Origin of the sequence: Paraburkholderia sp. 31.1 (assembly GCF_014397645.1) — a bacterium.
Taxonomy (GTDB): domain Bacteria; phylum Pseudomonadota; class Gammaproteobacteria; order Burkholderiales; family Burkholderiaceae; genus Paraburkholderia; species Paraburkholderia tuberum.
This window is the reverse complement of record NZ_VZQN01000008.1, coordinates 24997-50679: the sequence shown is the minus strand read 5'-3', so window position 1 is coordinate 50679 and position 25683 is coordinate 24997. Positions and strand designations below refer to the sequence as shown.

The following is a 25683-nucleotide window of genomic DNA, read 5'->3' as shown; positions in this document are numbered from 1 at the left end:
CGCCTGTTACTCGGCGAGCGTCTTGCCTGCCGAATCCTTGACCTTCTGCTTCCACTGCGTGCGGATTTCCGAGACGACCGACTGCGGCAGCGAGATGTAGTCCAGATCGTTCGCAGCCTGGCCGCCGTTCTTGAACGCCCAGTCGAAGAACTTCAGCGTTTCCGAGCCTTGCGGTGCCTTGTCCTGCGTCGTGTGCAGCAGCACGAACGTCGCGCCGACGATCGGCCATGCGTTCTTGCCCGGCTCGTTCGTCAGGATCTGATAGAACGACTTCGACCAGTCGGCGCCGGCCGCCGCTGCCTTGAACGTGTCGGTCTCCGGCTGAACCACCGCGCCGGATTCGTTCTTCATCGCGACGTAGTTCATGTGGTTCTGCTTGGCGTACGCCCATTCGACGTAACCGATCGCGCCCGGCAGACGCTGCACGAAAGCCGCGACGCCGTCGTTGCCCTTGCCGCCCGTGCCGGTCGGCCAGTTGACCGTCGCACCTTCACCGACCTTCGTCTTCCATTCCGGGTTGACCTTCGACAGGTAGTTCGTCCAGATGAAGCTGGTGCCCGAACCGTCGGCGCGACGCACCACGGCGATGTCCAGATCCGGCAGCTTGACCTTCGGGTTCAGCGCGACGATTGCCGGGTCGTTCCACTTCTTGATCTTGCCCAGGTAGATGTCGCCGAGCACTTCACCCGACAGCACCAGTTCGCCCGGCTTGACGCCCGGCACGTTGACTGCCGGCACCACGCCGCCGACCACCGTCGGGAACTGGAAGAGGCCTGCCTTCGCGAGTTCGTCGTCCTTCAGCGGAGCGTCCGAGCCTGCGAAATCGACGGTCTTCGCCTCGATCTGCTTGATGCCGCCCGACGAACCGATGCCTTGGTAGTTAACCTTGCCGCCGCCGGTCTTCTGATAAGCGTCGGCCCACTTCGTGTAAATCGGTGCCGCGAACGTGCTGCCCGCGCCGGTGATGTCTGCGGCTTGCGCTGCGATTGCGAAGAGCGCGCCAGCGACGCCAGCGAACACGGTTTGCATCAATTTCATGAGACCTCCAAGGGGGTGTGAGCGTGTGGTGTGAGCGTGAAACTCGAACACCGCGAAGCTTAGGGTCTCTTTATGACAAAAACGTGACTGATAATGAATCAAATGTGACAGTAATATTACCCCGTGAAAGGTGCCGAAGCCGCCGAATTGCCGCTGTGCCGATGCCCGTTGCATCGCATTTTTCGAGGTAGACAAAAAAAGATGGGGCGCGAACGTTTGCGCTGCGCGCGGAGGTCGTTTTTGTGCGGGATGTGCCGTCATTTTGGCGGCTGCGGAGTGGGGATTCGATGGGGTGAGGAACGAGCCTTCGTTGGGTGTGAAAGCCCGGCCGCGCAGTTTACGGAGCCCGCTGAATCTTCTGCTTGCGACGCTCAGGCAGGCGGCAAGCGGTCGCCACCGCCCGCCGTCGACTCGGGAATCGATCAGGCCGTCGCTACCCGCACGGCTTCGGCAATCGCTTCAGAATGCTCGAGCGCGTCCGCGACGTTCTGCGCCTCCACCATCACGCGCAGTACCGGCTCGGTGCCCGACGCGCGGATCAACACGCGGCCGCGGCCGTCGAGCGCGCCTTCGGCCACCTTGATCGCACTGCGGATCGTCTCGCTGCCCTTCCAGTCCGAGCCGGGCTTCATGCGCACGTTGATCAGCTTCTGCGGAAACAGGGTGACACCGTCGAGCAGATCCGTGAGCGATTTGGCGCTGCGCTGCATCGCCGCCAGCACGAGCAGAGCGGACACGATGCCGTCACCGGTCGAATGGCGATCGAGTGACAGAATGTGGCCTGAACCTTCGGCGCCGAGCTGCCAGCCGTGCTCGCGAAGCTGTTCGAGCACATAGCGGTCGCCGACCGCGGCGCGCACGAACTTGACGCCGGCATTCTGCAGCGCGACCTCCACGGCCATGTTGGTCATCAGCGTGCCGACCGCTCCTTCCACGTGGCCAGCGGTCGCGATCCGGTCCTTGACCAGCACGTACAACAGCTCGTCGCCGTTGAAAAGGCGGCCGGACTCGTCGACGACCTGCAGACGGTCGGCGTCGCCATCGAGCGCGATACCGAGGTCCGCGTGGTTTGCGCGCACCGCGCGAACCAGCGCATCCGGCGCGGTCGCGCCGACGCCGTCGTTGATATTGAAGCCGTTCGGCGAGACGCCGATCGGGATCACTTCCGCGCCGAGCTCATGGAACACGTGCGGCGCGACGTCGTACGCGGCGCCATGCGCGCAATCGACGACGAGCTTCATGCCGCGCAGGTCGTACGCGGCCGGGAACGTGCTCTTGCAGAACTCGATGTAGCGGCCACCTGCGTCATCGAGACGGCGCGCTTTGCCCAGTTGCTCGGAGGCCGCGCACGCGAGCGGCAGTTCGAGCTGCTCCTCGATCTGCGCCTCGACGTCGTCCGGCAGCTTGTTGCCGTCGGCCGAGAAGAACTTGATGCCGTTGTCGTAGTACGGGTTGTGCGATGCGCTGATCACGACACCCGCGGCAAGCCGCAGTGCGCGCGTCAGATAGGCGATGCCGGGTGTCGGCATCGGGCCGGCCAGCATCACGTCGACGCCAGCCGCCGAGAAGCCCGATTCGAGCGCGGCTTCGAGCATGTAGCCCGACACCCGCGTGTCCTTGCCGATCAGCACGGTCGGACGGGTGCCTGTTTTCGCCCATTGATCGGCGCCCGCGAGCACCTTGCCGGCCGCATAGCCGAGCCGCAACACGAATTCCGGCGTGATCGGGCCTTCGCCGACCTTGCCCCGAATGCCGTCCGTTCCGAAGTAACGACGTGCCATGTTTGTTCTCCCTGTCTATGGCTGCGGGTTCAACCGTGCGCGCGGCTCTGCTTGTCCGCGTCGCGCAGGGTTGCCCATACTTTCAATGCATCGACTGTTTGCGCGACGTCGTGTACGCGCAGAATCGCGGCGCCCCGTTCGGCCGCGCACACCGCCGCGGCGATGCTGCCGGCCACGCGCTCCGGCGCCGGCCGCCCCGTCACCGCGCCAACCATCGACTTGCGCGACATGCCCGCAAGAATCGGATACGGCGAAGCGGCGCGCGGGGCCGTGTCGCGCAGATGCGCGAGCAGCGCGTAGTTATGCTCGACGACGACCTTGCCGAAGCCGAAACCCGGATCGACGCTGATACGCTCGCGCGCAATCCCCGCCTGCTGCAACGTCGCGACACGCTCCTCGAGGAAGTGGCGCACTTCGCCGACGACGTCGTCATAGTGCGGCTCGCCCACCTGCATGGTCTGCGGCTCACCTAGCATATGCATGACACAAAGGCCGCAGTCGCTGTCGCGCACCGCGTCGATCGCGCCGGGCATGCGGAAGCCCCAGATGTCGTTGATCAGGTCGGCGCCCGCATTCAACGCATGACGCATCACTTCCGGCTTGTACGTATCAACCGACAATGGCACGTTCGCGCCACGCAGTTGCTCGACGAGCGGCAACACGCGCTCCAGCTCTTCGTCGAGCGGCACCGGCGGCGCGCCAGGACGCGTCGATTCCCCGCCGATATCGATGATGTCCGCGCCCTCCAGCATCATGCGCTCGGCCTGGCGCAGCGCATCGCCGCGCGTCGCGAACTTGCCGCCATCGGAAAAGGAATCGGGAGTGACGTTCAGGATGCCCATGACCAACGGGCGTTCGAACGTCAGCTTGAAGCGGCCACACTGCAGCGGCTCTGGAAGGGGTGCGGAAGAGGAATCGACTTTCGACACGTAGCAATGCTTCACTTGGAACGGACAAATGCAAAACGGGCCGGTGTGTAGCACACCGGCCCGCCCTTTCTACTGGCTGCCGATCAGGCCGGCGCGGTTGCGCTGCCCGGCTTGACTTCGGTGCCCGGGCTGCCGCCCGACGAGGCGTCGCTCGCCGACGGCGGCGAGCTCTTCGGCGAACGCGGCGGACGGCCTGCCATGATGTCGTTGATCTGATCGGCGTCGATCGTCTCCCACTCCATCAGTGCGGCGGTCATCGCTTCGACCTTGTCGCGGTTCTCTTCGAGCAGGCGCCGTGCGAGATTGTACTGCTCGTCCAGCACATGACGGATTTCCGCGTCGACCTTCTGTTGCGTCGCTTCCGAAATGGTCCGCGTGAAGCCTCGGCCGAACGGCGAAGCGTCGTTCTCGTCGTCGACATAGACCATCGGTCCGAGCGCATCCGTCATGCCGAAGCGGGCAACCATTGCGCGAGCCGTCTGCGTCGCCTTGTTGAAGTCGTCCGACGCACCGGTGCTGATCAGGTTCAGGAACAGCTCTTCCGCGACGCGGCCACCGAACAGGATGGCAAGACGGTCGAGCAGATATTCCTTCGAGTACGTTTCGTTGTCATGCTCCGGCAACTGCCATGTGACGCCCAGCGCACGGCCGCGCGGAATGATCGTGACCTTGTGCACCGGATCGGCCTTCGGCAACAGCTTCGCGATCACCGCATGACCCGATTCGTGATACGCGGTAGCACGCTTCGATTCTTCGCGGATCACAGCCGACTTGCGCTCCGGACCCATGAAGATCTTGTCCTTCGCGTCCTCGAAGTCCGTCATTTCGACGATGCGCTTGCCGCGGCGCGCCGCGAACAGTGCTGCTTCGTTGACGAGGTTTGCGAGATCTGCGCCCGAGAAACCCGGCGTGCCGCGCGCGATCACTGCCGCATCGACGTCGTTCGAGATCGGCACCTTGCGCAGGTGCACCTTCATGATGTGCTCGCGGCCGCGAATATCGGGCAGACCCACGTACACCTGACGGTCGAAACGGCCCGGACGCAACAGCGCCTTGTCGAGCACATCCGAACGGTTCGTCGCGGCGATCACGATGACGCCCGAGTTCGCCTCGAAGCCGTCCATTTCGACGAGCATCTGGTTCAGCGTCTGTTCGCGCTCGTCGTTACCGCCGCCCATGCCGGCGCCTCGATGACGGCCGACCGCGTCGATTTCGTCGATGAACACGATACACGGCGCGTGCTTCTTGGCCTGCTCGAACATGTCGCGCACGCGAGCCGCGCCGACGCCGACGAACATTTCCACGAAATCTGAACCTGAAATGCTGAAGAACGGCACCTTCGCCTCGCCGGCGATGGCGCGCGCGAGCAGCGTCTTACCGGTTCCCGGCGGGCCAACGAGCAGCACGCCGCGCGGAATACGACCACCGAGCTTCTGGAATTTCTGCGGATCGCGCAGGAAGTCGACGAGTTCCGACACTTCTTCCTTGGCTTCGTCGCAACCGGCGACGTCGGTGAAATTGATTGCGTTGTTGTTCTCGTCGATCAGTCGCGCGCGCGACTTGCCAAACGAGAAGGCCCCGCCTTTGCCGCCCCCCTGCATCTGTCGCATCATGTAAAACCAGAAACCGATGATCAGGATCGTCGGTCCGAGGTAATACAGCACGGACATCAGTGCATTGGGTTCGTCGTCAGCCTTGCCGCTCACCTGTACGCCATACTTCATCAGATCGCCGACCATCCAGATGTCGCCGGGCGACACGATCTGGTACTTCTGGCCGTCTGCTGGAGTGACCGTGAGGTTCCGCCCCTGGACAATGACGTTCTTGACTTTGCCGTTCTTCGCGTCGTCCATGAACTGCGAATAGGAAACGCCTTCCTGGACACGGGGCTTGTCGAACTGCTTGAACACCGTAAACAGCACCAGTGCGATCACCAGCCACACTGCTGCTTTCGAAAACATATTGTTGTTCAAAGCACCACTCCTTCACTTAGACGGGCGCCTACATTTGCCTTGCGGCACCACGAAAGCATTCTAATCCAGTCCGCAGACCCCTGCCATAAGGTTTCACTACCACGGAAATAGGGTAGCGGGCCGGCTTGACGCCCGTCTCCGGACGCATCGGGCTCATTATTGGCAGAGATGGAACCGGCTCGCCGCATCCCTATGCGGGACGCTTCAGATGCTTACCCAAAATAAATGTTTCTGACGATTTATCCCGCGACGCCTTCGGCTTGCGGGCCGCCACCACCTTGAATTGGCGTTTGAACTTTTCGACAATCTGACTATATCCGCTGCCGTGAAAGCATTTGACTAAAAGGGCACCATCCGGCTTCAGGTGATTTTGCGCGAATTCGAGCGCGAGATCGCATAAATGCTCGATCCGCGCCGCATCCGCGATCGCCACGCCCGACAGGTTGGGCGCCATATCCGAAATTACAAGGTCTACCTGGCGCGCACCGACCAATTCTTCGAGCTGGACCAGCACCGAGTCTTCGCGGAAATCGCCCTGGATGAAGTGCACGTCGGCCACCGGCTCCATCGGCAGAATGTCCAAAGCGATGATCGTGCCGTCGATGCCACCTTCGCGCTCCGCGTTGCGCTGCGAGCCGCCCGCGAGCCTGTTGCGCACGTACTGGCTCCAGCTGCCCGGCGAGGAACCGAGGTCGACGATCACCTGCCCGGGACGGATCAGCTTGTCCTGCTCGTCGATTTCCTTGAGTTTGTAGGCCGCGCGGGCGCGATAACCTTCCCGCTGCGCCATTTTGACGTACGGATCGTTGATGTGGTCGTGCAGCCACGCGGTATTGAACTTGTTTTTTGCCATTAAAGATTTAACTATTGCTGCGTCGGGTCGCGCTTTAGGGGATAATACGCGGTTAATTCGCGCGGCCCCCGCCAGACTGGCGGCGATCCGCGATTCTGTTGTTCTGACGCGCGCCCTGCTGAATCGAGTCGCCCGAATCGCTCGGCGATCGGACGAAAACGCAGGAGCCCCCATTTTAGTCGAGTCTTCCACTTTCCATGCCAGCCCTCAAAGTCTCTTCCGACCAACGCGCCGAGTTGCGCTCCCAGGCACATGCGCTCAAACCGGTCGTGCTCGTCGGCGCCGAAGGCTTGACCGACGCTGTGCTCGCCGAAATCAAGGTGCACCTCGCCGCGCGTCAACTGATCAAAATTCGCGTGTTCGGCGATGAGCGCGAGGAGCGCATCGCTATCTTCGAAGAAATCTGCGACGCGCTGAACGCTGCACCGATCCAGCATATCGGCAAGCTGCTCGTGATCTGGAAGCCAGAATCGGCACAGCCGGCGGCAAAAGCGAAGCGCGGCGCGTTGCCGAGCGCCCGCGAAGCGGCAGCCGAAGAAACCCGGCCGGCCAAGGGACGCCCACCCCGCATCGTCAAGGTCGACAAGCCGACCGACGTGCCGATGCGCAAGCCGCGAGCGAAAGCGGTGCTGGTGCGCGGCAATGAACGCGTGACGCAGGGCGGCAACATCAAGCGCGCGAAGAAGCGTCAAACCAGCGCGAAGCGTTCGCATCAGTCGAAGTAAGAGAACACGCGCCCAAGGTGCGGACCGACTCCGCACTGCGCATTGGCGGCCTTGAGCGCGAGGCCCGAAGCAGCGCGAATGAACCGTAGTTGGACACCGGAATCGCGACGATTTGTCGCAATGTGAGGTTCATCGCGGGCATCGGCATCGACCCGGCGGCCATGGCACGCGCACCGTCACACCATCAGCCACCCGCGAGCTTCAGCCCGCCACCTTGCTTGTGACGCCGCGCGCGCCCTCTTCCTCGGCCGCGGCACCGACAGGCGCCGGCAGCAGCCAAACGAGCGCAATCCCTAGCAGGCTCTCGATCAGGTAGAACAGACTGGACACGCCATGCAGGATGCCGAAGCGCGTCGCATAAACGGAATGCCCGATGTCGCTGCCCGCCTCGAGCGCCGCCACGCGCATCGCGTTCATGAACGGCTGCAACGCGAAATAGCCAACCAGCACGCATACGAGCATACCGGCGAGCAGCCAGCGCAAGCGGCGATATGCGCCACTCCCGCGCCGCACGAGCAAATTGGCGAGACCGAGCAGCAAAATGCCGCACACGACGCCAATCACACCCTGAATACGAAACAGCTGCGCGGCGACGGCGCCCGCCGTCATCCGGTCGAGCGTCGTGAACAGCACGGGCGCAACCGCATAGCCGATAGTCAACAGACTACCGACCCACACCACCGTCAACAGGCGGAAAAAACGATGCGGCATCAAAGACACCGGCGCCACCCTCAGACGTAGCTGACCGCGATGATTTCGTATTCGCGCACGCCGCCCGGCGCTTGCACCGACGCGACGTCGCCTTCCGACTTGCCGATCAGCGCACGCGCGATCGGCGAGCTGATCGAGATCAGGCCGTGGTCGATGTCCGCTTCATCGTCGCCGACGATCTGGTATTTGACCGACGCACCCGACTCGAGGTCTTCGAGCTCGAGCGTCGCGCCGAACACCACGCGGCCGTCCGCTTCCACTTGCGACGGATCGATCACCTGCGCGCCCGCGAGCTTCGACTCGATTTCGGCGATACGGCCTTCGATGAAGCCCTGCTTTTCCTTCGCAGCGTCGTATTCCGCGTTTTCCGACAGATCGCCCTGGGCGCGCGCTTCCGCGATCGAGTTGATCACGGCCGGACGTTCAACCGATTTCAGGCGCTGCAATTCATCGCGCAGCATGTCTGCGCCGCGCTTCGTCAATGGAATAGTGCTCATAAACAACTCTGGAGGCAAAAAACGGCCATAAAAAAAATCACCGCGGTTAAGTGCATTCCGCGAAAGCCGCCGCCCGTGGACAAACCCGGGCCGCAGCACCTGCGGAACGCCGCTTAACCGCGGCACTTACATCTTGGACAGCTAGTCGAAGCCTTAGTTTAGGCGAGCATGGAGTCCTTGTAAATCATAGACTTCCAGGTTCTTCAGATAACGAAGACCCTCCACCGCCGCGCGTGCGCCCGACATCGTCGTGTAGTAGGTGACCTTGTTCGCCTGCGCGCTCATGCGGATCGAACGCGAATCGGCGATCGCCGCGCGCGTTTCGTCCACGGTCGTGAAGACGAGCGCGATCTCGCCGTTCTTGATCATGTCGACGATGTGCGGACGGCCGTCCTTCACCTTGTTGACGACCTTGACTGGCACGCCGGCCGCTTCGATCGCGGCAGCCGTGCCCTTGGTCGCGACGATCGGGTAGCCGAGCTCGTGCAGCATGCGCGCGACTTCGACTGCCTTCGGTTTGTCGGCGTCCATCACGGTCAGCAGCACCGTGCCCGATTCGGGCAGACGCGAACCCGCCGCAAGCTGCGACTTGAACAGAGCCTCGCCGAACGTCTGGCCGACGCCCATCACTTCGCCGGTCGAACGCATTTCAGGTCCGAGCACCGGGTCGACCGCCGGGAACTTGACGAACGGGAACACCGCTTCCTTCACGCTGAAGTACGGCGGCTCGACTTCCTTCGTCACGCCTTGCGCGGCGAGCTTCTGGCCGACCATCGCGCGCGCTGCGATCTTCGCGAGCGGCAGGCTGGTCGCCTTCGACACGTACGGCACCGTGCGCGACGCGCGCGGGTTCACTTCGAGCACGTAGATGATGTCGTCCTTCGAGCCGTCAGCCTGCGGTACCTGCTGGATCGCGAACTGCACGTTCATCAGGCCGACCACGTTCAGCGCCTTCGCCATCGCAGCGGTCTGGCGCTTCAGTTCGGCGATGGTCGCCCTCGATAGCGAATACGGCGGCAGCGAGCAGGCCGAGTCGCCCGAGTGCACGCCCGCCTGTTCGATGTGCTCCATCACGCCGCCGATGAACACGGCATCGCCATCGGAAATGCAATCCACGTCGCATTCGATCGCGTCGTTCAGGAAGCGGTCGAGCAGCACCGGCGAGTCGTTCGACACCTTCACCGCCTCGCGCATATAGCGCTCGAGATCTCGCGGCTCGTGGACGATTTCCATCGCGCGGCCGCCCAGCACGTACGACGGACGCACGACGAGCGGATAGCCGATTTCGTCGGCGAGCTTCAGTGCTTCGTCTTCGGCGCGCGCGGTGCGGTTCGGCGGCTGGCGCAGACCGAGGTCCTGCAGCAGCTTCTGGAAGCGCTCGCGGTCTTCGGCCGCGTCGATCATGTCCGGCGACGTACCGATGATCGGCACACCGTTCGCCTCGAGGTCGAGCGCGAGCTTCAGCGGCGTCTGGCCGCCGTACTGCACGATCACGCCGACCGGCTTTTCCTTGTCGACGATTTCGAGCACGTCTTCGAGCGTCAGCGATTCGAAGTACAGACGGTCGGAGGTGTCGTAGTCGGTCGACACGGTTTCGGGGTTGCAGTTGACCATGATCGTTTCATAGCCGTCCTCGCGCATCGCGAGCGCGGCATGCACGCAGCAGTAGTCGAACTCGATACCCTGGCCGATCCGGTTCGGGCCGCCGCCCAGCACCATGATCTTCCTGTTGCTGGTCGGATTCGCTTCGCACTCTTCCTCGTACGTCGAGTACATGTACGCGGTCCTGGTTGCGAACTCGGCCGCGCAGGTGTCGACGCGCTTATACACCGGACGCACGTTCAACTCGATACGACGCGCGCGCACGTCCGCCGGCTTCGCGCCGAGCAGCTTGGCCAGACGACGATCCGAGAAGCCGCTCTGTTTCAGATACTTCAGCTCCTCCTTCGTCAGGCTCGCCAGCGCGCGGCCTGCCAGCGCCTTTTCCTTCAGCACGATCTGTTCGATCTGCGCGAGGAACCACGGGTCGATCGCGGTTTCCTCGAAGATCTCTTGCGCGCTCATGCCCACACGGAACGCGTCGCCAACATACCAGATGCGATCCGGACCAGCTTCGCCGATCTCGCGGATGATCTCATCGCGATTGGCGGTCTTTTCATCGAGACCGTCGACGCCGACTTCGAGGCCGCGCAGCGCCTTCTGGAACGACTCCTGGAACGTGCGGCCAATCGCCATCACTTCGCCGACCGACTTCATCTGCGTGGTCAGGCGCGAATCGGCTTCACGGAATTTCTCGAACGCGAAACGCGGGATCTTCGTGACGACGTAGTCGATCGTCGGTTCGAACGAGGCCGGGGTCTGGCCGCCGGTAATTTCGTTCCTGAGTTCATCCAGCGTGTAGCCGACCGCCAGCTTCGCCGCGACCTTCGCGATCGGGAAGCCGGTTGCCTTCGACGCCAGCGCCGACGAGCGCGACACGCGCGGGTTCATTTCGATCACGATCATGCGGCCGTCTTTCGGATCGATCGAGAACTGCACGTTCGAGCCGCCCGTGTCGACGCCGATCTCGCGCAGCACCGCGAGCGACGCGTTACGCAGGATCTGATATTCCTTGTCGGTCAGCGTCTGCGCCGGCGCGACGGTGATCGAGTCGCCGGTGTGGATGCCCATCGGGTCGAGGTTTTCGATCGAGCAGACGATGATGCAGTTATCCGCCTTGTCGCGGACCACTTCCATCTCGTACTCTTTCCAGCCGAGCAGCGACTCTTCGATCAGCAGTTCGCGCGTCGGCGACAGGTCGAGCCCACGCTTGCAGATCTCTTCGAACTCGTCGCGGTTGTACGCGATGCCGCCGCCCGAGCCGCCCAGCGTGAACGACGGACGGATCACGACCGGATAGCCGCCGCTGCCGGTTTCCGCGGCGATCTTCGCCTGCACCTGCAGCGCTTCTTCCATCGAATGCGCGGTGCCCGACTTGGCCGAACCGAGGCCGATCTTGGTCATCGCGTCCTTGAACTTCTGACGGTCTTCCGCCTTGTCGATCGCTTCCGGCGATGCGCCGATCAGCTCGACCTCGTACTTCGCCAGCACGCCGTGCGCGTGCAGGTCGAGCGCGCAGTTCAGCGCTGTCTGCCCGCCCATCGTCGGCAGGATCGCGTCCGGGCGCTCCTTCGCGATGATGCGCTCGACCACTTCCCACGTGATCGGCTCGATATAGGTCACGTCGGCCGTGTTCGGGTCGGTCATGATCGTCGCCGGATTGCTGTTGACGAGAATGACCTTGTAGCCTTCCTCACGCAGCGCCTTGCATGCCTGCGCGCCCGAATAATCGAACTCGCACGCCTGACCGATGATGATCGGACCCGCGCCGATGATGAGGATGCTCTTGATGTCTGTCCGCTTGGGCATAACGCTCTCGCTAATGTATTCCTGAATTCTTTCCGTCGGCGCGCGCCGTTTTCACGTTGCGCGCGCTGTATCGCGGCATGCCCGCCGCGTAGCGCCGCGGGCTGCGGCCGCCGCCGCGAGCCGTTTCCGGCTGGCCCCTGCGGCCGGCCTGTACTACTTCAAGCCGCTGCGCTCTTGCCGTTCTTGTGCGCGTCCATCAACGCGGTGAAGCGGTCGAACAGGTACGCGATGTCGTTCGGACCGGGCGATGCTTCCGGGTGGCCCTGGAAGCAGAACGCTGGCTTGTCGGTCAGCGCGAAGCCCTGCAGCGTGCCGTCGAACAGCGACACGTGGGTCACGCGCGCGTTGGGGGGCAGCGTGTCGGCATCGACCGCGAAACCATGGTTCTGCGACGTGATCACCACGCGGCCGTCTTCGAGATCCTTGACCGGATGGTTCGCGCCGTGATGGCCCGTCTTCATCTTCATCGTCTTCGCGCCGACCGCGAGGCCCATGATCTGGTGGCCCAGGCAAATGCCGAAGGTCGGAATGCCGCGCTCGATGAACTCCCTGGTCGCCGCGATCGCGTAGTCGCACGGCTCAGGGTCGCCCGGGCCGTTCGACAGGAACACGCCGTCGGGGTTGAGCTCGAGCGCGTCAGCGGCGCTCGCTTGCGCCGGCAGCACGGTGACATGGCAGCCGCGCTCGGCCAGCATGCGCAGGATGTTCTGCTTGACGCCGTAGTCGAATGCGACCACGCGGTACGTCGGCGCTTTCTGCTCGCCGTAGCCCGTGCCCAGACGCCATTCGGTTTTGGTCCACTCGTAGGTTTCCTGGGTCGACACGACCTTCGCGAGGTCCATGCCGGCGAGGCCCGGGAACGAGCGCGCGAGTTCGATGGCCTTCGCTTCGTCGTCGGAACCAGCGAGGATCGCGCCGTTTTGCGCGCCCTTGTCGCGCAGGAGGCGGGTCAGCTTGCGGGTGTCGATGCCGGCGATGGCGACCACGCCTTCGTCCTGCAGATATTGCGGGAGCGTGCCCTCCATGCGGAAGTTCGACGCGAGAACCGGCAGATCACGGATGATCAGGCCGGCGGCATGGACTTTCGTCGCTTCGACGTCTTCGGCGTTCACGCCGACGTTGCCGATATGCGGGTACGTGAGGGTCACGATCTGGCGCGCGTAGCTCGGGTCAGTCAGGATTTCCTGATAGCCGGTGATGGCAGTGTTGAACACGACCTCACCGATGGTGTGCCCTGGGGCGCCGATCGAATAACCACGAAAGACCGTGCCGTCGGCGAGCGCGAGTAGAGCGGGAGAAAATGACGGCAACACGGGAGACTCCTTGGGGGAACACCCTGTTGCCACCTGTCTATCCGATTGCAAGCCGCAGCGAAACACATCGTGGATGCGCGCGCAGACTCGCTCGCGAGTTGCCGGTGACGCTGCAAGGGGCGCGATGGGTCCATTGTGTGGACGACTCGGCTGGGTGTGGAACCCTTCTTGCTACGCCAATGGCGCGCGGCGGATGAACGGTATGGGGGAGGTAGGCGCTAGGGTGCGGGTGGATAAGCTCAAACCTTCAAATTATAGCCTGAATCCACTGTTCCCTCCAAATGGGAGATAGGACGAGGCGTTGAGGCGACGTGCCTGGGCGGACCTTCAAAGCCTTGCCGGGCCGCGTCGCCAGGTACTTGCCACGCCTGTCTATGCGGTTCTGTCGAGACACCACTATTGACGGGGACCGAACCGCCGTGGCGGCCCCTCCGGGTCCGACGCAAGGCCTGGCGCGGCCGTTCAGGCCTCCTGCTCCGCGCGCATCTCGCCCGAACGGACAAGCTGCCGACCCGGCAACACGTACCAGATCGCACTCAGCACCTGCAGCGCGACGAGGATTTTCCACGCGCTCAGATGCGCGAGCGCCGGGTAATGCCCGCCGCTCGCCGGCCAGTGCGACAGCACCGCGCCAACGCCGATCTGGAAACCGAAGATCAGCAGAAAAATAATTAGCGTCAGCGTCGTGTTGACCCGGCCGATCATCTGCGGCGGGAAATGCCGCGCCATCACCGCGTAGCTCAGAATCCCGGTGCCGCCGAAGATGCCGTAGGCGGCCCACAACAGGCTCGCCGGCAACGGCGCGTTAAACATGATGAGCATCTGCGTCAGCACATATAGCGCCATGCCGATGCCGCAGAACGCGTACAGCGAGAGGCCGCGCCGCTCGAGACTACGCGCCGCCGCGCCGAAACCGACGCAGCCGGCCATCATCGCGAAGCCGAGAATCGACACGAGCGCCGCCGCCTGGTGCGGCTCGAAGCCTTGTACGTCGCGCAGCCATGCTCCGACCCACAACGACTGCATCGCGTAGAAGACGCCTTGCGTAACGACCGAGAACGACGCGATTTTCCAGAATGCCGCGCTGCGCAGGATGTGCCACGTACCCTTGAACTGCGCGACGATGCTCGCCTGGCGATGCGTTTCGCGCGCGTCCGGAGCGAGCGTCCATTGCGCGAGCGCAACCGCTACCGTCAGCACACCGAGTCCGACGCAAACCGGGCGCCAGCCGGAAAAACCGAGCACCCACGTGAGCGGCGAACCGACCATCACGCCGCCGAAACCGCCGATCGCCATCACAAGCCCGTTCATCAATGGCAAACGCGCCACGGGAAAATGCTGCGCGAGCGCCTTGAACGCGGCGCCGAGGCACACCGACACGCCAACGCCGATCAGCAGCCGCCCGACCATCATCATGCCGAGACTGTGCGCGGCGCCGAATACCCAGATGCCGAGCGCGGCAAAAAGCAACGTGACGGACGTCACGCGACGCGCGCCGAAGTGATCGAGCAGCACGCCAGCGGGGATCTGCGCGCCCGCGAAACCGAGGAAATACAGACTCGTCAGCACACCCAGATCGGCGGCTGACAGACCGAGATCGCGCGTGATGAACGGCGCGAAACCAAGATTGACGCCGCGAAACACGTAAGAGACGAAGTAGCCGGCGGAAAAAAGCAGAAAGACGCGCAGTTGGGTCGACGACATAAATCAGGAAGTAAACCTGGAAATGACCTCAAGAACCTCTCCCGAGGTTCGGACGGATCAGGACGGACCGGCACCCCGCGGCCAACGCGGCCGAAGCACGAACAATAAAGTAAATACCGCAAACGCGCAGGAATCGTCCGCGCAATGAAAAACGCCGTCACCCTGAGGTGACGGCGTTGGATGAACACGGTACGTGATCGGAGCGCAATCCATGCGCTGCCCCCGCAACGCATGTGGTCACTACCGTGAGAGCCGCTATTGGTCTATTTACCCTTCTTCTTCGCGTTGGCCACGGTCTTCGGGCGGCTCTCAGCCGCAGCCTTCGACGCCTTGCCGGGCTCCGAGGCCGAGACCTTCTCGACCTTGCCCTTGCTGGCAACGGGCGCCGCCGGCTTGTTACCCTTGCCGCCCGGCTCGGAGACCTTGACGATGGCGGAGTGGCCGCGCCCTTTCTTCTTATCGTAGCGCGATTCACCGTGTGTGTCTGCGACGTGGACGCCAATCTTCTGCACACTGCCGCCTTGCACGTCGGCGGCGATCTTTTCCGGACCCGGCTCGCTGGGTACCGGCTTGCCGACCGGCACGTGCAGCACGATCACCTGGCCGCGCGAAACCTGATCGCGATGCGTCCTGTTCCACGCCTTCAGCTGAGCGACCGACACGCCGTAGCGCACCGCGATGGCCGCCATCGACTGATTGCGACGCACGCGGATCAGCATCTTGCGCGTGTCGGGTACGTCGGGTTCCATCGCGAGCACCGCGCTTTCGGCGACGTCGGCGCTGATGTCCTCGTCGTCGTCCGAGCCGCGCGGCACGACGATCGTCGAGCCCGGCTTCAGGCGCATACCGACCGGAATCTTGTTCACTTCCATCAGCGTGTCGGGGTCGACGCCGATCTTCTGTGCGATCGCCGCGGGCGTCGCGCGTGCGTCGACCGTGTAGGTGGTCCAGGACGACAGCGAGCCCGAGTACGTTTTCAGATTGCGCTCGAACGCGGACGCGTTGTCGAAAGGCAACAGAATCTGCGGCTGCGTCGCGCCGAGAATCACCGGCTTCCTGAACGACGGGTTCAACGAACGGAACTCGTCCGTCGACATGTTGGCGAGCCGCGCGGCGACGTCGACGTCGATGTCGTGCGAGGTCGTGACCGTCACGAAGTACGGGTGGTTCGGAATAGACGGCAGGGTGAGCCCGTACATCTGCGGGTTCATCACGAGGTTCTTGACCGCTTGCAGCTTCGGCACGTAGTTGCGCGTTTCGTTCGGCAGACGCAGGCTCATGTAGTCGGTCGGCAGACCCGCCGCCTCGTTGCGCGCGATCGCGCGCTGCACGTTGCCCTCGCCCCAGTTATACGCAGCGAGCGCGAGTTGCCAGTCGCCGAACATGTCGTGCAGGTTCGACAGGTAGTCGAGCGCGGCACTGGTCGACGCAAGCACGTCGCGGCGCTCGTCCTGCCACATGTTCTGCTTCAGGTTGTAGGTCCGGCCCGTGCCCGGCATGAACTGCCACATACCCGCAGCCTTGGCGACCGACAAAGCCTGCGGGCTATATGCAGACTCGATGAACGGCAGGAGCGCGAGCTCGGTCGGCATATGGCGCGACTCAAGTTCCTCGACGATGTGATACAGGTATTTCTGCGAGCGCTCGGTCATGCGCTGCACGTAATCGGGACGCTGCAGATACCAGTTCAGCTGCATGTCGACGAGGTCGCTCTGCAGGTCTGGCATCTGGAAGCCACGGCGAATGCGGCCCCACAGATCGGCGTCCTGGCTCGTCAACTGATTGACGGAGCTCTGGTCGACGTTGATGGTTTCTTTAGCGGTGGCGTTCTTGCGAAGGGCGTCGGCTACGGCCTGCTGGCTGGCGGGGTTAGTGGCGGTATTCGTCGTCGGTCCCTGACTCGCGCACGCGGCGAGTGTCAGGACCAATAACGCACTTAAGATAAATCGCATGAACGTCTCGGTTTCCACAAGGGCTGGAATTTGCAGCCGATAGTACGAAACGTCAACGTTTCCGTCAATTGGAAAATCAAGAAAAAAATCAACCAAATCTGGGGCTTGGCGAATTTTTCCGATTCATCGCGTGAAGAACCGCCGAATGCGCTCCGGATCAACGGAAGCGGTTCTTCCATTCGCGCATCAATGTGAAGGCCTTCAGCCGGTCAGACACCGTTTCGTGCAATCGTGCTTCGAGGTTCGACTGGATCGCCGGCTCGCCTGCGCGCAGGAACGGATTGACCGCGAGCTCGTGCGCGATCGTGGTCGGCAGCGTCGGCTGTTGGCGGGCGCGCAACTCGTTCGCCTTATCGCGCCACGCCTGCAGTTCGGCATTGTGCGGCTCGCAAGCGAGCGCGAAACGAATGTTCGACAGCGTGTATTCGTGTGCGCAATGCACTTCGGTTGCGCCGGGCAGCGCGGCGAGCGCATCGAGCGAATTCAGCATCTGCTGCGGCGTGCCTTCGAAAAGGCGCCCGCAACCGCACGCGAACAGTGTGTCGCCGCAAAACACGTGCGGCGTGCCGCGCGTATCGGCCGCCTGGAAATAGGCGATGTGTCCGCTCGTGTGACCGGGCACGTCGAGCACGCTGAATTCAAGTGCGGGTGCAGCGATCGTCACGTGATCGCCACTTTTGAGACGATGTGTCAGGTGCGCGATCGCTTCGCCGGCGGGGCCGTAGACCGGCACGTCCTGGCCGTTCAGCAGATCGGCCACCCCGCCGACGTGGTCTTGATGATGGTGCGTGAGTAAAATAGCGCTCAGCCGCCAGCCTCGTTGGGCCAGACAGGCGCGCACAGGGGCGGCTTCGCCCGGATCGACGACGACCGCGTGGTGTCCGTCGGCAATGACCCAGATGTAATTGTCTTCAAACGCCGGGACCGGTACGTACTCGAGCGCATTCATAGGCGACGCATTTTTAATATGACTGACCGAGCGATTATAGACTGGCCCGCCTGGACCGATTCGCCGCCAGGCCGCTACGTGCTCGACTGGGAGCAAACCCAGCTCGATCGCGTGGTGTCGGACGTGTTCGGCTATCATGCGCTGCAACTCGGCCTGCCGCAGCTCGACGCGCTACGCGAGAACCGCATGCCGTGCCGCGGCCTCGTGCTCGACGCGGCGAGCGGCGCGAGCGCGCCGTACACGTATCCGCGCTGGGCACGTCGTGGCAGCGTGAGCGGCATCGGCAGCGCGGGCAACGCTGGCGACGACAACCCCGCGAACGCCGCGCGAGGCGCCCCTGGTCTGCACGCGCCGGCCGGGCGCAGCGCGGTCTGGTGCGACCTGCTCGATCTGCCGTTCGAGGCGCAAAGCGTCGACCTGCTCGTGATGCCGCATACGCTCGAATTCACCAGCGACCCGCACCGGCTGTTGCGCGAAGCCGAACGCGTGCTGGTGCCCGAAGGCCAACTGATCATCCTCGGCTTCAACTCGTTGTCGCTGTGGGGAGTACGGCAGTCGATCGGCAAGATGACAGGCCGCCCGTTCGTGCCCTCCGCCGTCGATCTGATCGCGTTCACGCGCCTGAAGGACTGGATCAAGCTGCTCGGCTTCGACCTTGAACGCGGGCGCTTCGGCTGCTATCGTCCGCCGCTCGCGAGCGATCAATGGCTCGCGCGTTACGGCTTCATGGAAGCCGCCGGCGACCGCTGGTGGCCGATTTTCGGCGCCACCTACATGATCAAGGCGATCAAGCGCGTGCGCGGCATGCGTCTCGTCGGGCCGCTCAAAGTGAAAAAGCCCGTGCTCGCGGCAGGCCTCGCGCCCGCCGCCACCCCGAACACACGAAACCATACCGAATGACTCCAGATCACATCGACATCTATACCGACGGCGCCTGCAAGGGAAATCCCGGCCCTGGCGGCTGGGGCGCGTTGCTGCGCTTCGGCAGCCAGGAAAAAGAACTGTTCGGCGGCGAGGCCAACACGACCAACAATCGCATGGAGCTGATGGGCGTGATTTCCGCGCTCGAGGCGTTGAAGCGCCCGTGCAAGGCGATCGTGCACACCGACTCGCAGTACGTACAGAAAGGCATCAGCGAGTGGATTCACGGCTGGAAGAAGAAAGGCTGGGTCACCGCGGCGAAACAGCCGGTCAAGAACGCCGATCTGTGGAAGCGGCTCGATGCGCTCGTCGCGCAACACGAGATTGAATGGCGCTGGGTGCGCGGCCACAATGGCCACCCGGAAAACGAGCGCGCCGATCAGTTGGCCAATCGCGGCGTGGCATCGCTCGCCGAGATGTAAAGAGCGTGCGCGCATCGGCTACACCGCGCGCCGCCCTCCCCGCTTTTTTTCCGCAATTTTTTCGAAGCAGGCTAATCCGACATGCGTCAACTGATCCTCGATACCGAAACTACCGGCCTGAACGCCCGCGGCGGCGACCGGATTCTCGAACTCGGTTGCGTCGAGCTCGTGAACCGCCGGCTGACCGGCAACAACCTGCACTTCTATATCAACCCCGAGCGCGACAGCGATCCGGGCGCGCTCGCGGTGCACGGCCTCACCACGGAATTTTTGAGCGATAAGCCGAAGTTCGCGGAGATCATCGACCAGTTCCGCGATTTCATCCAGGACGCGGACCTGATCATCCACAACGCGCCATTCGACATCGGCTTTCTCGACGCCGAGTTCGCGCTGCTCGGTCTGCCGCCAGTGAGCATGCACTGCGGCGAGATCATCGACACGCTCGCGCAAGCCAAGCAGATGTTCCCCGGCAAGCGCAATTCGCTCGATGCGCTGTGCGACCGCTTCGGCATCAGCAATGCGCACCGTACGCTGCACGGCGCGCTGCTCGACTCGGAACTGCTCGCCGAGGTCTATCTGGCGATGACGCGCGGTCAGGAAAGCCTCGTCATCGACATGCTCGGCGAAGCGCGGGCCGGCGGCGATACGCATGCGCCGCGTGTCGCGCTCGACTCGCTGGAGCTGGTCGTGATCGCTGCGAGCGACGACGAAAGCACCGCGCACGAAGCCGTACTCGACGATCTCGACAAGGCGCTCAAAGGCGCGAGCGTATGGCGTCTTGAACCCGCGCCGGCAACTGATGAGCAAACTGCTTAAAAAAGACTAGACGAACCCTAAATTCCCTGAGATAATTTCGATCTCTTCGGGTGGTTAGCTCAGCGGTAGAGCACTGCCTTCACACGGCAGGGGTCACAGGTTCAATCCCTGTACCACCCACCAGATTCATGGGTACGTGAAACCCGAAGAATAAAGGCCCTCTGGCGAAAGCCGAGGGCCTTTTTCTTTGCGTTTGCAAACCTCGCGGAATGCCCTTTTGGTGCACGAGCGGTGCACCTCGAAAATCAGCCCCAGACAACGACGAACAACTGTCTGGAGCATCCAGTGGCATCAATCCTGAAGCGGGGAAACTATTGGCGCGCGTTTATACGTCGGCGCGGCTATCCCACCCAAACACGCACGTTCGACACAAAGGCTTTAGCCGAAGCTTGGGCACGGTGTATCGAGTCCGACATGGATCGAGGGACCTTTGTCGATAGAACGGAAGCGGAGCGCAACACGCTTGACGACCTCTTGAAGCGATACGCCAACGAGGTCTCGCCCCATAAGAAGAGCGGTGCGGGCGAAATCGAGCGGATAAAAAAACTGCGCGAAGACCTCATTTCACAATACAAAATCACTGCTCTATCGAGCAAGGTCATCGCGGACTACCGCGATCGCCGACTGGCCGGCGATGCAAAACGAAAAGCGGTCACAGGATCGACTGTCAACCGTGAGCTAACGCTCATTGGGCATGTCCTCAATGTGGCGCGCAAGGAATGGGACGTCCACATAGACGTCAACCCGGTATCACTCATCCGTCGCCCGCGAGAAAATCGATCCCGCACCCGTCGGCTGTCGCACGACGAAGAAAAGCGACTGCTCGCAGAATTAGCAGCCAGTCCACGCGACGAAAACGGTCGCTTTGAACGCGGCGGCAGTCGAAACGACTGGGTAAGACCGATCGTTATTATCGCGGTCGAAACCGCGATGCGACGAAGTGAAATCTTGTCGCTGCGCTGGTCCGACGTGTTTCTTGAGGATCGGTACGTGCGTCTGCACGATACGAAAAACGGTGAATCGCGAGACGTGCCACTATCGAGCCGCGCTGTTGCCACGTTGTCCGCCCTCCCCCGTCACATCACCGGCCGCGTCTTTCCCATCTCCGCCGATTCGCTGAAGAAGGTTTTTCTTCGTGCCTGTGAGCGGGCCCAATTAGACGACCTTCACTTCCATGATCTTCGCCGAGAGGCCTGCACGCGCCTCGCGGACCGCGTGGACAGCGTCCTGGAGCTGGCCGCCATCACCGGCCACCGCACCCTCAACGTACTGCACCGGGTCTATTACAAGCCACGTGCCACTGATTTGGCCCGGAAACTTGGCTGATTCGACGCGAAAGCGGCGTGCTGACCGGCGGCTACCAGCCAGCACGCCTAACCACAACTCACCTGAACGAGAGAGGTGAAATCATGGCTGCACCCATTCTACCGGCCCACCCCCTCAATGGCCTGCCACTCGATTGCGAACTGTCCGTGGTCTTCGAAACAGAAGACCCGTTTCGCATGCCCCTTGACCGATTGAAAACGCTAATCGAGCGCAGCGAACCGGGCGAAATGAGAGGCTACCTATTTGGGTTGTATGACTTGCGCCGCGCCGTCGTCTACGCAGGGGGGCACTGACGTGCACAACGCAAAAGGTCATTTCACTCGGTCAACAATGCTACGGGAAGCGAGCATGAACGCTGCATTTGCGTTTGCTGCGCTGATCGCGGTGTCACCACTGGCAGTCGCCCAAACTTCGCCGTCTGACCCGTTGGGCGTCGAGCCACCCGGCACGCCCCCAGACATCGTCGCGATCTGGGAGGAGTTCTACAACCAGCAGACGATGGAGGTGCAGGTTGTGAACGGCGTCTGCGTGCAAATTCCCATGACGCGGCGGCAGTGGTTCGCGCTGCATCGCGCGAGGTGACATGGAAACTAACCACTTCTTTCGCGTAATACGAGCGTTGCCACTCGCTCTGCGCCGACGCCGGGCTCGTGGTGTTTTGACGCGCGAGCAGTTCAGGGACGCCTGCTTGATTGTCCAGGTTTGTGTGCTCGTGCATTGCTTCCTGTGCGCTTCGCTTTGGTGGGCGCGCATCCATCACGGCACGGGGAGCTGGTCGAATTGGCTCGGCGTCGCCGTGGCCATCGCCTGGGTCACCTTCTTCTGGGGATTCCTGCTGAAGCAGGCGTTCAAAGCACTCGAAAACGAAGTCGCGAGGGACATCCAACAATGACCGGCTACGATTCAAAAACAGACGACCTTCCCAGTTGCTTCGCTCATGCAGTCCTATGTTCGCGACATCGCGCTTTAATGGGCAAGGCGAAGCGAGCAGCAACTGCGGCGGTTATCACGCTGACATCGGCAACGTCCTTTGCGCAGTCGTCCGTGTCGATGAGCGACATTCAGAACGCAGCGAACCGCAGTGGCGACAAGTCGATGTCGCTACTGGAACTGGTCTACGGGTCGGTGGTACACAACCCGCTTGCTGCTGGTGGCGGATCGGGCGGCATGATTGCGCAAATGTTCCTCGTGCTGAATTCGTGCATGCTCGCGGTCGGGGCGATTTGGGCCATGTACCACTTTGGTTCCGCGATGATAGCAACCGGGCAGGACGGTGAGTTCATGGGGCAGAAGAAATCGTCACCTTGGTTCATCATCCGCTTGGGCGCGGGCTTCGCTGGCCTCGTTCCTATGTTCGGCGGCTACTGCGGCGCACAGATGGTGATGCTGTGGGGAACAATGCTCGGCGTGGGCATTGCGAACCTGTCGCTCGACGCGGCGGTTTCAGTGCTCAACAGCGGCGGATCGATGATCGCAACGCCAGCGTCGCCGCAGGCCACCGCACTGGCGAAAGCTCTCTTCGAAGGGAACCTTTGCGCGCAGGCGGCTAACGCGGCGATCGCCAACATGCCGAACGACAGCGGCGTGTCCGTCGATCCGGCCGAGAATTTCACCGCGATTATGACGAGCAACAAGGTCGTGCTCATGAACCAGCGCGGCCTTTCCTGTGGCGGAGCGGAGATCGACATTACACAACCGCCGACGCTGCCAACGTATGACGGCATGGCCGTGTATTCGCTCGACCCCGGATCGATTTACTCGCAAATGCTCAGCGCACACCAGAGCGCATTGAGCACGCTCCAGTCCACGTTGTCTGATGCTGCGCAAGCTTACGTGTCGGCCGTGAACGGGCAGACACAGCCGGCAGATCCGCAAAACACGATCAATCAGGCCGCGCTCCAGTACCAGGCTACTATTTCGCAGGCGATATCGAATTCCACGACCGCAATCAGCGGACTCGCGAGCGTGATCCAGTCGAACCTCCAACGCGACGGCTGGATCATGATGGGCGCGTGGTATCAGACTTTCGCGCAGGCAAACTCGCAGGTGACGACGCTCGCGAACGCGACGGCCGCCGCTGTGCCCGGCACCGATGCCAACAACATGCCGTACCCGCAGCTATACCGGAAGGTCAGCGCGACGTATGCGCAACAGAACCAGCAGGATGCATCGGTGACGACTTCGCCAAGTCTCGCCAACCTGTCGGGAAGTGGGATTACGGGCATCACCGACGCGAAGAGCATCCTCGGGAAGGTCTTCGACGGCCAAGGCATGGTGAAGTGGGCGGTCAATCTGAACTCCGGTCAAGGGCCGGGAGGCACGACGAATCCGCTGATCGGCATGAAGAACCTTGGTGACTACATTCTCGACGCAGGCTGGACCGCGCTCGGTGCATATGCCGCCTTGAAGGGCCTGGAGGGGGCTTCGGACTCCAATGTTGGAAAGTTGATAGGCGTAGTCGGAGACGTGGCGACAGGAGGGGTCGTCGGTGCCGCCAAGGGCGCGGCAAAAGGCATCCTCGATGCATTGGCACCGTTCGTCGTGGTTATGTGCATCACGTTGTTCTTCTTCGGCGCGATGCTGTCGATCTACATTCCGATGCTTCCGTTCATCATCTGGTTCAGCGGCGTTTTGTCGTGGTACGCCGTAGTCGGCGAGTCGATGGTTGCTTCGCCGCTATGGGCGATGACGCACCTCGACGGCGAAGGTGAAGGGTTGGGACAAAGGCCGACGCACGGCTACATCTTCCTGTTGAACGTCATGTTTCGACCGGTCTTCATGGAAATCGGCTTCGTACTGGCCGGAGCGGGCATCGTGGTGCTTGGAACGCTGCTGAATTCAATGTTCGGGGTCGCTATGGCAAACGCCCAATACGACTCCACGACGGGCGTCGTGAGCATCATCGGCTACATCGTTCTCTATGTCGGTATGTGCCAGACGTTGTGCAACAACACGTTCAGCCTGATCCACATCGTTCCTGACCAAGTGTTCTCGTGGGTTGGTGGTCAGATGGCGTCGCGCATGCCGGAACTGGAAGATCGAGTGAATCGGCTGTTTGGCTCAGGTATTGGGCACGGTGGCAATATCGGACGAAGCCAAGCGCCCTCAGTGCTCGGGCGAGGCGATGGCGATCCTCCGAAGCCCACTGCTGACGCTGGTGGTCGGGACACCGCGTAGCAAGTTGCCCGTATTCAAGGGCCGTCCGTTTGATCTACGTCGTGCGGTGATTGACGGACACCACGGCGTCGAACTGCTCATCAAACAACCGTTGCCTGTTCTGTTGAACCGTTAAGAAATGGGACGGAGCGACCTTCGTGAGTTCGCGTATCGCGATTTCTTTCAGCGCTTTATGGCCGGCAAGGTTAGCTTGGGCAACCAGAAGCTGTTGCTCAAGCTTCTTCGCATAGGCTTTCCAATCCTGCGCATTACGCTCAGAGGCAAACGCCCTGCCGAGCGCGGCTCCATTGTCGATCATTCCTCGGCCCCTTCGGACTTGTCCCGATTTTTCAATATATCGGGAACCCGGCGAACCTCGCAAGAGCCATTTTCGTGAGTGGCGTCGGCACCGTCGCCCACAATCCGGCCTGTCTTTCGATTGAGATAAACAGGCCGGATACCGCGCGACTCCAGATTGCGCACAGCTTCAGCGACGGCTTCATCGGCTCGATTCAGAAACTTGGGGCTCCGCATATAGCGGCCTAGTTTGTCGGCTGGCATGGCGTTCTCCTTTTGTTAGAAGCATACGCCGGCTGCCCGGACCATCGAAAGTGTTGATTTCGCCTGCTGCATTCCGTGGGCGCGACCAAATAACCTCGATCCGCGGAAAGAATCGGGGGAAAAGTTTGGGCTTCACGTGCTGTTCGGCTGGCTTGCCGCTCCCGCGAACCTTCACCGAGCGTCGCAGGCACTGCAAAAAGTGCCTTGATGGCTTTATGCACCGTCGTAATCGAACGGTCACACAGCAGTGAGGCGCGACCAAATAACCTCACAATGTCAATTCACCCTTGGTTGACAGACGGTGTGCCCGTCGTTTTCGGCCATTGCCAGCGGTGGCTGCATCAAAAAAGTTCGCACGCTACGCGCACTCGCTTGGCGACGCATTTCGACCCACGAGGGACGGTCGACGCAGCTAAATGCGGACGCTCCCAGATATGACACTCGCGTTTCCGCTTGTGCCGCGCTACGAGGATCGCTGCGTGCGGCACCGGGTACACGGCAACTACCAGATTTTCTATCGCGTCATCGACCAGCCCCCGAGCGGATCAACGTTATTCATCTTCTGCACAGCGCGCGGGACATTACCGCGATCCTCTTTCCGTAGGCACAAAAACAAAGGCCCGAAGCGTGGCAACGCTTTGGGCCTCT

General features: G+C 62.3%; 22 protein-coding genes and 1 tRNA gene. 9 read left to right on the top strand and 14 right to left on the bottom strand.

The window, feature by feature from the left end; all coding sequences use genetic code 11:
- Positions 1 to 6 precede the first annotated feature (6 nt).
- The 5 genes from pstS to F6X37_RS07460 form a co-directional block, all read right to left on the bottom strand.
- The gene (gene pstS, locus F6X37_RS07480) at positions 7 to 1038 is read right to left on the bottom strand and encodes a phosphate ABC transporter substrate-binding protein PstS (protein WP_184061442.1); all 1032 of its coding nucleotides are present in this window, start codon (positions 1036 to 1038) and stop codon (positions 7 to 9) included.
- 422 nt (positions 1039 to 1460) lie between these two features.
- Positions 1461 to 2819, bottom strand: coding sequence for a phosphoglucosamine mutase (glmM, locus tag F6X37_RS07475; RefSeq protein ID WP_187610849.1), 1359 nt, complete (start codon positions 2817 to 2819; stop codon positions 1461 to 1463).
- Positions 2820 to 2848: 29 nt separating this feature from the next.
- Positions 2849 to 3661, bottom strand: a complete 813-nt coding sequence (gene folP, locus F6X37_RS07470) for a dihydropteroate synthase (protein WP_187610943.1) — start codon at positions 3659 to 3661, stop codon at positions 2849 to 2851.
- Between the two features lie 170 nt (positions 3662 to 3831).
- Entirely contained in the window at positions 3832 to 5721 is a 1890-nt protein-coding gene (ftsH, locus tag F6X37_RS07465; RefSeq protein ID WP_018421239.1) for an ATP-dependent zinc metalloprotease FtsH, read from the bottom strand.
- Positions 5722 to 5911: 190 nt separating this feature from the next.
- The gene (locus F6X37_RS07460; RefSeq protein WP_187610848.1) at positions 5912 to 6574 is read right to left on the bottom strand and encodes an RlmE family RNA methyltransferase; all 663 of its coding nucleotides are present in this window, start codon (positions 6572 to 6574) and stop codon (positions 5912 to 5914) included.
- Between the two features lie 197 nt (positions 6575 to 6771).
- On the opposite strand from F6X37_RS07460, the gene F6X37_RS07455 reads away from it, so the two are divergent.
- Positions 6772 to 7299, top strand: a complete 528-nt coding sequence (locus tag F6X37_RS07455) for a YhbY family RNA-binding protein (protein WP_187610847.1) — start codon at positions 6772 to 6774, stop codon at positions 7297 to 7299.
- A 201-nt stretch (positions 7300 to 7500) separates the two neighbouring features.
- Here the strand turns inward: F6X37_RS07455 and F6X37_RS07450 are convergent, their stop codons facing one another.
- The 7 genes from F6X37_RS07450 to gloB form a co-directional block, all read right to left on the bottom strand.
- On the bottom strand, positions 7501 to 8010 hold the full coding sequence (locus F6X37_RS07450; protein WP_187610846.1) for a DUF4149 domain-containing protein: 510 nt from the start codon (positions 8008 to 8010) through the stop codon (positions 7501 to 7503).
- Positions 8011 to 8030: 20 nt separating this feature from the next.
- Positions 8031 to 8507, bottom strand: a complete 477-nt coding sequence (greA, locus tag F6X37_RS07445; protein WP_062127755.1) for a transcription elongation factor GreA — start codon at positions 8505 to 8507, stop codon at positions 8031 to 8033.
- Positions 8508 to 8660: 153 nt separating this feature from the next.
- On the bottom strand, positions 8661 to 11915 hold the full coding sequence (gene carB / locus F6X37_RS07440) for a carbamoyl-phosphate synthase large subunit (protein ID WP_187610845.1): 3255 nt from the start codon (positions 11913 to 11915) through the stop codon (positions 8661 to 8663).
- Positions 11916 to 12073: 158 nt separating this feature from the next.
- Positions 12074 to 13228: a glutamine-hydrolyzing carbamoyl-phosphate synthase small subunit gene (carA, locus tag F6X37_RS07435; protein WP_187610844.1), complete on the bottom strand. Its 1155-nt coding sequence runs from the start codon at positions 13226 to 13228 to the stop codon at positions 12074 to 12076.
- Positions 13229 to 13690: 462 nt separating this feature from the next.
- Positions 13691 to 14932: an MFS transporter gene (locus tag F6X37_RS07430; protein ID WP_187610843.1), complete on the bottom strand. Its 1242-nt coding sequence runs from the start codon at positions 14930 to 14932 to the stop codon at positions 13691 to 13693.
- Positions 14933 to 15195: 263 nt separating this feature from the next.
- Entirely contained in the window at positions 15196 to 16884 is a 1689-nt protein-coding gene (locus tag F6X37_RS07425) for a transglycosylase SLT domain-containing protein (protein ID WP_187610842.1), read from the bottom strand.
- Between the two features lie 157 nt (positions 16885 to 17041).
- Complete coding sequence (gene gloB / locus F6X37_RS07420; RefSeq protein WP_187610841.1) at positions 17042 to 17833, bottom strand: hydroxyacylglutathione hydrolase; 792 nt, start codon at positions 17831 to 17833, stop codon at positions 17042 to 17044.
- 18 nt (positions 17834 to 17851) lie between these two features.
- Between gloB and F6X37_RS07415 the strand changes: the two genes are divergently transcribed.
- From F6X37_RS07415 to F6X37_RS07380, 8 genes are all read left to right on the top strand, one after another.
- Positions 17852 to 18733 (top strand): class I SAM-dependent methyltransferase, encoded by an 882-nt coding sequence (locus F6X37_RS07415; RefSeq protein WP_187610840.1) that lies wholly within the window; start codon positions 17852 to 17854, stop codon positions 18731 to 18733.
- Entirely contained in the window at positions 18730 to 19176 is a 447-nt protein-coding gene (rnhA, locus tag F6X37_RS07410; RefSeq protein ID WP_184028269.1) for a ribonuclease HI, read from the top strand. The genes F6X37_RS07415 and rnhA overlap by 4 nt, the downstream gene beginning before the upstream one ends.
- Positions 19177 to 19257: 81 nt before the next feature.
- Positions 19258 to 19992 (top strand): DNA polymerase III subunit epsilon, encoded by a 735-nt coding sequence (gene dnaQ / locus F6X37_RS07405; protein ID WP_187610839.1) that lies wholly within the window; start codon positions 19258 to 19260, stop codon positions 19990 to 19992.
- 48 nt (positions 19993 to 20040) lie between these two features.
- Positions 20041 to 20115: transfer RNA gene (locus tag F6X37_RS07400), tRNA-Val, on the top strand.
- A 291-nt stretch (positions 20116 to 20406) separates the two neighbouring features.
- On the top strand, positions 20407 to 21318 hold the full coding sequence (locus F6X37_RS07395) for a site-specific integrase (RefSeq protein ID WP_262419831.1): 912 nt from the start codon (positions 20407 to 20409) through the stop codon (positions 21316 to 21318).
- Between the two features lie 348 nt (positions 21319 to 21666).
- Positions 21667 to 21900 (top strand): hypothetical protein, encoded by a 234-nt coding sequence (locus F6X37_RS07390; RefSeq protein ID WP_187610837.1) that lies wholly within the window; start codon positions 21667 to 21669, stop codon positions 21898 to 21900.
- 1 nt (position 21901) lies between these two features.
- Entirely contained in the window at positions 21902 to 22210 is a 309-nt protein-coding gene (locus F6X37_RS07385; protein WP_187610836.1) for a hypothetical protein, read from the top strand.
- A 77-nt stretch (positions 22211 to 22287) separates the two neighbouring features.
- A complete protein-coding gene (locus tag F6X37_RS07380) occupies positions 22288 to 24495 on the top strand; it encodes a DotA/TraY family protein (protein WP_187610835.1) in 2208 nt (735 codons plus the stop codon).
- Positions 24496 to 24529: 34 nt separating this feature from the next.
- Here F6X37_RS07380 and F6X37_RS07375 read toward each other — a convergent pair whose 3' ends face one another.
- Both F6X37_RS07375 and F6X37_RS07370 read right to left on the bottom strand, forming a co-directional pair.
- A complete protein-coding gene (locus tag F6X37_RS07375; protein ID WP_187610834.1) occupies positions 24530 to 24793 on the bottom strand; it encodes a hypothetical protein in 264 nt (87 codons plus the stop codon).
- Complete coding sequence (locus F6X37_RS07370) at positions 24790 to 25035, bottom strand: hypothetical protein (protein ID WP_187610833.1); 246 nt, start codon at positions 25033 to 25035, stop codon at positions 24790 to 24792. The genes F6X37_RS07375 and F6X37_RS07370 overlap by 4 nt, the downstream gene beginning before the upstream one ends.
- Positions 25036 to 25683: the final 648 nt, after the last annotated feature.

Excerpts from the sequence above, each read along its gene's own strand:
- dnaQ (WP_187610839.1), top strand. The coding sequence starts at position 19,258 with ATGCGTCAACTGATCCTCGATACCGAAACTACCGGCCTGAACGCCCGC.
- F6X37_RS07385 (WP_187610836.1), top strand. The coding sequence starts at position 21,902 with ATGGAAACTAACCACTTCTTTCGCGTAATACGAGCGTTGCCACTCGCT.
- F6X37_RS07430 (WP_187610843.1), bottom strand. The coding sequence starts at position 14,932 with ATGTCGTCGACCCAACTGCGCGTCTTTCTGCTTTTTTCCGCCGGCTAC.
- carB (WP_187610845.1), bottom strand. The coding sequence starts at position 11,915 with ATGCCCAAGCGGACAGACATCAAGAGCATCCTCATCATCGGCGCGGGT.
- F6X37_RS07455 (WP_187610847.1), top strand. The coding sequence starts at position 6,772 with ATGCCAGCCCTCAAAGTCTCTTCCGACCAACGCGCCGAGTTGCGCTCC.
- F6X37_RS07460 (WP_187610848.1), bottom strand. The coding sequence starts at position 6,574 with ATGGCAAAAAACAAGTTCAATACCGCGTGGCTGCACGACCACATCAAC.
- F6X37_RS07375 (WP_187610834.1), bottom strand. The coding sequence starts at position 24,793 with ATGATCGACAATGGAGCCGCGCTCGGCAGGGCGTTTGCCTCTGAGCGT.
- greA (WP_062127755.1), bottom strand. The coding sequence starts at position 8,507 with ATGAGCACTATTCCATTGACGAAGCGCGGCGCAGACATGCTGCGCGAT.
- F6X37_RS07390 (WP_187610837.1), top strand. The coding sequence starts at position 21,667 with ATGAACGCTGCATTTGCGTTTGCTGCGCTGATCGCGGTGTCACCACTG.
- F6X37_RS07380 (WP_187610835.1), top strand. The coding sequence starts at position 22,288 with ATGGGCAAGGCGAAGCGAGCAGCAACTGCGGCGGTTATCACGCTGACA.
- rnhA (WP_184028269.1), top strand. The coding sequence starts at position 18,730 with ATGACTCCAGATCACATCGACATCTATACCGACGGCGCCTGCAAGGGA.
- folP (WP_187610943.1), bottom strand. The coding sequence starts at position 3,661 with ATGGGCATCCTGAACGTCACTCCCGATTCCTTTTCCGATGGCGGCAAG.
- F6X37_RS07425 (WP_187610842.1), bottom strand. The coding sequence starts at position 16,884 with ATGCGATTTATCTTAAGTGCGTTATTGGTCCTGACACTCGCCGCGTGC.
- F6X37_RS07370 (WP_187610833.1), bottom strand. The coding sequence starts at position 25,035 with ATGCCAGCCGACAAACTAGGCCGCTATATGCGGAGCCCCAAGTTTCTG.
- F6X37_RS07415 (WP_187610840.1), top strand. The coding sequence starts at position 17,852 with ATGACTGACCGAGCGATTATAGACTGGCCCGCCTGGACCGATTCGCCG.
- pstS (WP_184061442.1), bottom strand. The coding sequence starts at position 1,038 with ATGAAATTGATGCAAACCGTGTTCGCTGGCGTCGCTGGCGCGCTCTTC.
- F6X37_RS07450 (WP_187610846.1), bottom strand. The coding sequence starts at position 8,010 with ATGCCGCATCGTTTTTTCCGCCTGTTGACGGTGGTGTGGGTCGGTAGT.
- F6X37_RS07395 (WP_262419831.1), top strand. The coding sequence starts at position 20,407 with ATGGATCGAGGGACCTTTGTCGATAGAACGGAAGCGGAGCGCAACACG.
- gloB (WP_187610841.1), bottom strand. The coding sequence starts at position 17,833 with ATGAATGCGCTCGAGTACGTACCGGTCCCGGCGTTTGAAGACAATTAC.
- glmM (WP_187610849.1), bottom strand. The coding sequence starts at position 2,819 with ATGGCACGTCGTTACTTCGGAACGGACGGCATTCGGGGCAAGGTCGGC.